The 7,101-nt window shown below is 50.7% G+C and carries 6 protein-coding genes; 5 read left to right on the top strand and 1 reads right to left on the bottom strand.

Annotation, left to right across the window (positions count from 1 at the left end; translation table 11 throughout):
* From ABYW01_RS10055 to serS, 5 genes are all read left to right on the top strand, one after another.
* On the top strand, positions 1-2,229 hold a 2,229-nt coding region (locus tag ABYW01_RS10055), incomplete at its 5' end, for a DNA translocase FtsK (RefSeq protein WP_372832460.1).
* Positions 2,229-2,873, top strand: a complete 645-nt coding sequence (gene lolA / locus ABYW01_RS10060; protein WP_372832462.1) for an outer membrane lipoprotein chaperone LolA — start codon at positions 2,229-2,231, stop codon at positions 2,871-2,873. The genes ABYW01_RS10055 and lolA, both read left to right, overlap by 1 nt.
* A complete protein-coding gene (locus tag ABYW01_RS10065; protein WP_372832464.1) occupies positions 2,873-4,216 on the top strand; it encodes a replication-associated recombination protein A in 1,344 nt (447 codons plus the stop codon). The genes lolA and ABYW01_RS10065 overlap by 1 nt, the downstream gene beginning before the upstream one ends.
* A 4-nt stretch (positions 4,217-4,220) precedes the next feature.
* Complete coding sequence (gene crcB / locus ABYW01_RS10070; protein ID WP_372832466.1) at positions 4,221-4,592, top strand: fluoride efflux transporter CrcB; 372 nt, start codon at positions 4,221-4,223, stop codon at positions 4,590-4,592.
* Positions 4,593-4,611: 19 nt separating this feature from the next.
* Positions 4,612-5,886, top strand: coding sequence for a serine--tRNA ligase (serS, locus tag ABYW01_RS10075; protein ID WP_372832467.1), 1,275 nt, complete (start codon positions 4,612-4,614; stop codon positions 5,884-5,886).
* Between the two features lie 76 nt (positions 5,887-5,962).
* On the opposite strand, the gene ABYW01_RS10080 is transcribed toward serS, so the two are convergent.
* Positions 5,963-7,101: insulinase family protein (locus ABYW01_RS10080; protein ID WP_372832468.1), on the bottom strand; the 1,139-nt coding region annotated here is incomplete at its 5' end.

Raw genomic sequence — 7,101 nt, forward strand, 5'->3', positions numbered from 1 at the left:
GCATCCTGGGGAAGTTTGTTGGAGCTCATTGGCAAAGGTGTTGTAACCGGTGTAGATAAGATTAAAGAACGCTCTTCTGCTGTGTTGCCCCAGCGTCATGATGAATCTGAGTACGAAGAGGATCAGTACAGGGATGATGTGTCCGATGAGCCTTTGCATTCAGTCGCAACCTTGAGGCCTGAACCGACAATCGATACCAATGCATTGCGCAGCACCAAACATGCTAATAGCCATGATTACCCTGGTCATGGTGGGCCGGCTCTCTATCCAGAGCAAAAAGAACTCCAAGACCCGTTGTTAGGCCAATCCCGGTCACCGAGTTTGACGCCTGACCCTGTTGCTGAACCGGTCGTGTTGCGTCCGGAATCACAGTCTGAACCTGCGATAGATCTACGTCAGGAACCGCAATTCAATGAACCTGTGACGGAGACATACAGCACTGACGATGAGGTTCCATTTGAACCCTCTCCAGGGGCGGGTGCCGAGTTCGTTGAAACGTCCAAAGGTCGCGATCATGTATCGGCATTCAGGGAAGATGAAGGGCTATCGGAGGCGAGCTATAACGACGCATCTGAGCACAGTTCGGATTCTGGTCTGTTAAATCCTGCGTCGCCCGAAGAGCCTAAAGGGCTGCGTATCGTGCCACTGTCAGAAACGCATAAGCCGATGCAGGACAAAGACCTTGGGCTTGAACCCGAGCAGGGGAATAAACGTCCGACTCGACCTAAAATGCGGATTCCCTCGCTGGATAACCTGGATCCCCCTGTACTGAACCAGTCCGCGGGTTACTCACCCGAGCAGCTGGAGATGATGTCCCGTTTGCTCGAGGCCAAGCTGAAAGACTTCAACGTTATCGCTGAAGTGGTTGAGGTGAATCCTGGGCCAGTGATCACTCGCTTTGAAATCCAGCCAGCACCCGGTGTGAAAGCCAGCAAGATTACGAATCTGGCGAAAGACCTTGCGCGTTCGATGGCCGTTAGCAGTGTACGTGTTGTAGAAGTTATCGCGGGCAAATCAGTCATCGGTGTTGAGATACCGAATGAAGAGCGTCAGACCGTGAGCCTGAGTGAGGTGTTGAACTCCAAACCATACCTTGAAGCTCCGTCAAAGCTGACGCTGGGCCTGGGTAATGATATCGGTGGTAATCCCGTTGTCGCGAATCTGGCGAAGATGCCTCACCTGCTGGTGGCAGGTACAACCGGTTCAGGTAAGTCGGTGGGCGTGAACGCAATGCTGCTGAGCTTGCTGTATAAAGCCACGCCGGATGAAGTCCGTTTGATGCTGGTTGACCCGAAAATGCTGGAATTGTCGATCTACGATGGCATTCCACATCTGCTGACCCCGGTTATTACCGATATGAAGGACGCAGCAGCAGGTCTGCGCTGGTGCGTAGGTGAGATGGAAGAGCGTTACCGTCTGATGGCTAAGATGGGTGTGCGTAATATTGCTGGTTTTAACGATAAGATCGAGAAAGCGCGCAAAGAGGGTAATCCTCTGAAAGATCCGCTCTGGAATCCAGAAGAATATGGTATGCCGGCAGATTCTCCGCCGCCGGAGTTGAAAACATTACCTTACATCGTTGTCGTGATTGATGAATTCGCCGACATGATGATGATCGTTGGTAAGAAGGTTGAAGAGTTGATCGCCCGTATTGCACAGAAAGCGCGTGCGGCAGGTATTCATTTGATTTTGGCGACTCAGCGACCATCGGTCGATGTGATCACGGGTCTGATTAAGGCCAACATTCCGACACGAATTGCTTTTCAGGTATCCTCAAAAATTGATTCCCGAACCATTCTGGACCAAGGCGGCGCAGAGAATCTGTTGGGGTGGGGTGACATGCTGTATCTACCCGCTGGCACCAGTATTCCAAACCGCGTACACGGTGCATTTGTCTCGGATGATGAAGTGCATCGGGCCGTTGAAGCCTGGAAAAAAATTGGTTCACCCGTATTTGTAGAGGAAATTCTGAACGCAGAGAGCACTGATTCAGTCATAACCGGTTCAGGTGGTTTGTTCGATGATGAGCAGGACCCACTTTATGATGAAGCGGTGGCGTTTGTGACCCAAACACGCAAAGCCTCGATCTCCAGTGTGCAGCGTAAATTGAAGATTGGTTATAACCGTTCTGCACGTATGGTCGAAGCAATGGAAGCGGCTGGTGTAGTGAGTACTGCAGGCAGCAACGGACAGCGTGACGTACTGGCGCCACCTCCGGTGAAGGATTAATGATGATTAAGTATCTAAAGAAGTTCTGTGTTGCGGCAACGGTGTTGAGTGTTGCTGCGTTTGCTCATGCTGGGCCGTCCGACGAAAAGCTCAAAGGTTTGTTGGACGGATATAACACCTTCAGTGCTGATTTTTCGCAGATCGCTTCTGCAGATCAGGGTGGGCGTGTTCAGGAAAACAGCGGTAGTCTTAAAGTTGCTAAACCCAATAAATTTCGCTGGATCAGCAGTGAGCCCTATCCTCAGGAAATTGTGGGCGATGGCACCTATATCTGGGTCTTCGATCCTGATCTGGAGCAAGTGACGCGTAAACCGTCCCAAAACGGTACCAGCAGCGCTCCGGCATTAATCCTGAACGGGCGGATCGATGAGTTGCGCGAACAGTTCAGCATCAGCGGCGGTGACGCAGCAGACGGTAGCGATCAGCTGTTCGAGCTGTTGCCTTTATCGGATCAAAATACCTTTAAACGTATCCGCCTGTTTTTTGCCGGTGATGTGATCTCTGAACTGATGCTGGAGGATACGTTAGGCCAGCGCACAACGATTGTTTTCGCGAATCAGAAAATTAATCCAGAGATGGCGCCTGAGGCGTTTGAGTTTGAACTGCCCGAGGGGGCTGATCTAATTCTGGAAAGCGAACTCTGATGGATGATCTGTTTGGTGCCCCGCAAAAGGTGTATGAACCACTGGCAGCGCGAATGCGGCCTGTTCGGTTGCAGGACTATGCGGGACAATCCCATCTGCTGGCAGAGGGAAAGCCGTTAAGAACCGCGTTGGAGCAAGGGGCAGCCCACTCCATGCTGTTCTGGGGGCCTCCGGGTGTGGGTAAAACGACGCTGGCAAAATTGATTGCGCATCATGTCGATGCCCACTTTCTGACATTGTCTGCGGTCTTATCCGGGGTGAAAGATATCCGTACTGCGGTTGAGCAGGCGAAACAGGTCCAGATGCAGTCTGGCCGTAAAACGATCCTGTTTGTCGATGAAGTACATCGTTTCAACAAGTCTCAACAGGATGCGTTCCTGCCCTACATCGAGGACGGCACCATTATCTTCGTGGGCGCCACCACCGAAAATCCATCATTCGAACTGAATAATGCCTTGCTGTCTCGTGCACGTGTATATCTGCTGCGTAGTTTAGAGATAGCAGAGATTAGAGGATTGATAGACCGGGCGCTGAGTGATGAAGAGCACGGTCTGGGTGCACGCAAGCTGATAATCGATGATGAGCTGCTGGATAAGCTGGCGATAGCAGCGGATGGTGATGCGCGTCGTGCACTGAATCTGCTGGAGATCGCCTCGGATCTTGCAACAGAATCCGATCACGGTGAAGTTGTAGATGATGCCGTGATGGAGGAGGTGTTGCGCTCTACTGGTCGTCGCTATGATAAACAGGGTGATCTGTATTACGACATGATCTCTGCGTTCCACAAGTCCGTGCGTGGGTCATCACCTGACGGTGCGTTGTATTGGTGCTGTCGGATGTTGGATGGAGGCTGTGATCCGCTGTATATCGCACGCCGTCTGGTGGCGATCGCCTCAGAAGATATTGGTAACGCTGACCCGCGTGCAATGCAGGTGGTGCTTTCTGCGTGGGATGCGTTTGAGCGGGTTGGCCCTGCTGAAGGTGAGCGGGCGATTGCTCAGGCTGCGGTCTATTGCGCGAGTGCGCCAAAGAGCAACGCGCTTTATATGGCCTATAACCAGTGTCGTGCTGATGTAGCATCGCAACCCGGCTATGAGGTACCAGAACATCTGCGTAACGCCCCGACCTCCTTGATGAAGGATCTGGGGTACGGTGCTGAGTATCGTTACGCCCATAACGAGCCAGGTGGTTATGCAGCCGGTGAAAACTACTTGCCGCCTGAGTTGGCAGATCAAAACTGGTACATCCCCGAAGAACGCGGTCTGGAAAAGAAAATTGCAGACAAACTGAAGTATTTGCGGACGCTGGATGAGCAAAGTCCGCTGCAAAGATATAAGGATTAGCTCAATGCAGAACATTATCGCGATTGCGGTTGGTGGCGCTTTTGGTGCTTTGGCTCGTTATGGCATGAGTAGTGTGCTCAATAACGCTGAGCACAAAATTCCATATGGAACACTCGCCTGCAACGTGATCGGCTCCTTTTTGATGGGGGTTTGTTTTGTGTTGATTATGGAAAAAGCGCGGTTGAATCCCGAGTTAAGACCCCTGCTGATGGTGGGTTTTATGGGAGCCTTCACAACTTTTTCTACCTTTTCGCTGGAAACCGTCGCAATGCTTCACGAAGGGCATGTCATGTATGCGGCGATTTATATATTATTAAGCGTCCTGTTATGTATCGCCGCACTGTCTGGCGGTTTGTGGTTTACACGCTTGTTTTAATAAGGTGCATTAGAGTCCCATGCTTGATCCAAAATACGTACGTTCCAATCCGGAAGAAGTAGCACGGCTGCTGAAGAAAAAGGGATATGAGTTCCCGGTAGACCAGTTTGTTGCGTTGGAAAATCAGCGTAAAGAACTTCAGGTTCAGACCGAGGACCTGCAAAGTGAACGTAACACCCGATCGAAAAGCATCGGTAAAGCAAAAGCTGCCGGTGAAGATATTCAGCCATTGTTGGCTGAAGTGGCGGATCTGGGAAGTAAACTGGATGCTGCAAAAGCAGAGCTGGCTACTCTGCAGACGAAACTCGAAGATTTGTTGGCGGGCGTACCTAATATTCCTGATGAGTCTGTACCCGAAGGTGCGGATGAAGATGATAACGTTGAAGTCCGTACGTGGGGTACGCCACGCGCGTTCGATTTCGAGCCTGTTGATCACGTTGCGCTGGGCGAGAAAACGGGCCAGTTGGACTTTGAAACAGCAGCAAAGATTACCGGTTCTCGCTTTTCATTGCTGAAAGGCAAGTTAGCGCGTCTGCATCGTGCGTTGATCCAGATGATGCTGGATACCCAGACCGAAGAGCACGGCTACAACGAAGTGTACGTGCCTTACATGGTGAACAGCGATTCTTTGCGCGGTACGGGTCAGCTACCTAAATTTGAAGAAGATCTGTTCAAACTGCCGTTTGGTGATCGTCATTACTATCTGATCCCTACTGCAGAAGTTCCTGTGACCAATATGGTCCGTGATGAAATTATCGATGCAGCCCAGTTGCCGCTGAAATTTACCAGCCATACGCCGTGTTTCCGCTCTGAAGCAGGTGCTTCAGGTCGTGATACGCGTGGTTTGATTCGTCAGCACCAGTTTGAAAAAGTTGAGATGGTGCAGATGGTTGAGCCGTCTAAATCCTGGGATGCGCTGGAAGAGATGACCGGTCATGCGGAAGCGATTTTGCAGAAGCTGAATCTACCTTACCGTGTCGTCGCTTTGTGCGGCGGTGATCTGGGCTTCAGTGCTGTAAAAACTTACGATCTGGAAGTCTGGGTCCCTGGCCAGCAGAAGTATCGCGAGATCTCTTCTGTCTCCAACATGGGTGATTTCCAGGCGCGTCGTATGCAGGCTCGCTGGCGTAACCCTGAAACCAATAAACCAGAACTGTTGCACACATTGAATGGCTCCGGTCTGGCGGTAGGTCGTACCTTGTTGGCGGTCATGGAAAACTATCAGACGGCAGAAGGTAAGATTGAGGTCCCTGAAGCATTGCAGCCTTACATGGGCGGTGTTACCGAGATCTGATTGGTAGCTACGGACTGATTGAAAAAGGGCTGTCGAGTGATCGATAGCCCTTTTTTTATGGGGTTTTTAGCGAGAATTAGGTCTCGAAAAACTCCTGTCTTTGTTTCTTCTCTCTAATCTCTGAATCACAGCGTTTGCCAATTTCTGCGCTGTTCCCGTTTTCAGCTTTATGTTTTTGACCGTAGCTGCGGACGACCAGTTGTCTTGCTGCCAGTCCTTCATAACAATCGATGAGATCATCAATAGAGAGGTCAGCGACCGCGTTCGCTAAGGCTTCATGACTATCGAAGTCCAGCGACTCATCGTCAATATCTTTCCAGAATCTATTAGAGCGGGCGGTCAGGTTTTTATCCTGCTTTAAGACTTTAGCGATGACGCTTTGTTTAAGGCGGTCCAGCTGCATCGGATTCAGGTTTCTTAGCGTGGTTTCCAGATCTGAAACGAAGTTCTTGATGTGAGTTTCAAGAAGCTGAGGTTCCGCTACCGGGCTTTGTACGACAAGGGCAAGACCCGGTGTTTTGACCATCATGACGGGGGTTCCGAACACAATATAGCCAAGCTGCTTTTCAGTGCGTAACTGAGTATAGAAATCAGAAGAGACCAGCTCACTTAGCAGGCTAAATTTGGCGTGAGTTTTGATCTGTGTGTCTTCGCCCTGGTAGTACACGCTGATGGCAGAGTCGTTGTGCCGGATATCGAGGGTTTGTACCAATGGCTTGCCGTCACTCAACTTAACAACCGGCGATTCAACTTCTGGAGTCGCTTGTTGAGCGGGGACGAACTGATCTTCAACAATGCGGGCTAAGGCGATTGAATCATCGGTGGTGAGGTTGCCGTGGGTCATCATCCGAATATTGCTTTCCCGGAAGAGATTGGGAACAAAGTTTTCAATATCCTCGAGAGAGATGCTATCCAGTGCGGCAACTTTTTCTTCTGCACTCCACTGAGGTAACAACAGGCGGAACAGCTCTCGCATGGTCTGGTTAAACGGACGATCTTTATTCGTATTCAGCAATTCGTCACGGTACGCGTCTTTCAGCATTGTGAATCGTTGCGGATCAAACTGGGTGTCCTTGAGTGAGGATGTGACGGTTTTGAGAAGTACGCTTTGTTTATCGCTATAGCCGGAGACTCTGACGCTAAAGCCACGCATATGGCTATAGATTCGGGTGCTTAATCCTGCCAATTCAGCATCGTAGAGTGATTCATTGAGGC

Source organism: Pontibacterium sp., assembly GCF_041587635.1.
In the GTDB taxonomy this organism is placed as follows: Bacteria; Pseudomonadota; Gammaproteobacteria; order Pseudomonadales; family Balneatricaceae; genus Pontibacterium.

Excerpts from the sequence above, each read along its gene's own strand:
- crcB (WP_372832466.1), top strand. The coding sequence starts at position 4,221 with ATGCAGAACATTATCGCGATTGCGGTTGGTGGCGCTTTTGGTGCTTTG.
- ABYW01_RS10065 (WP_372832464.1), top strand. The coding sequence starts at position 2,873 with ATGGATGATCTGTTTGGTGCCCCGCAAAAGGTGTATGAACCACTGGCA.
- serS (WP_372832467.1), top strand. The coding sequence starts at position 4,612 with ATGCTTGATCCAAAATACGTACGTTCCAATCCGGAAGAAGTAGCACGG.
- lolA (WP_372832462.1), top strand. The coding sequence starts at position 2,229 with ATGATGATTAAGTATCTAAAGAAGTTCTGTGTTGCGGCAACGGTGTTG.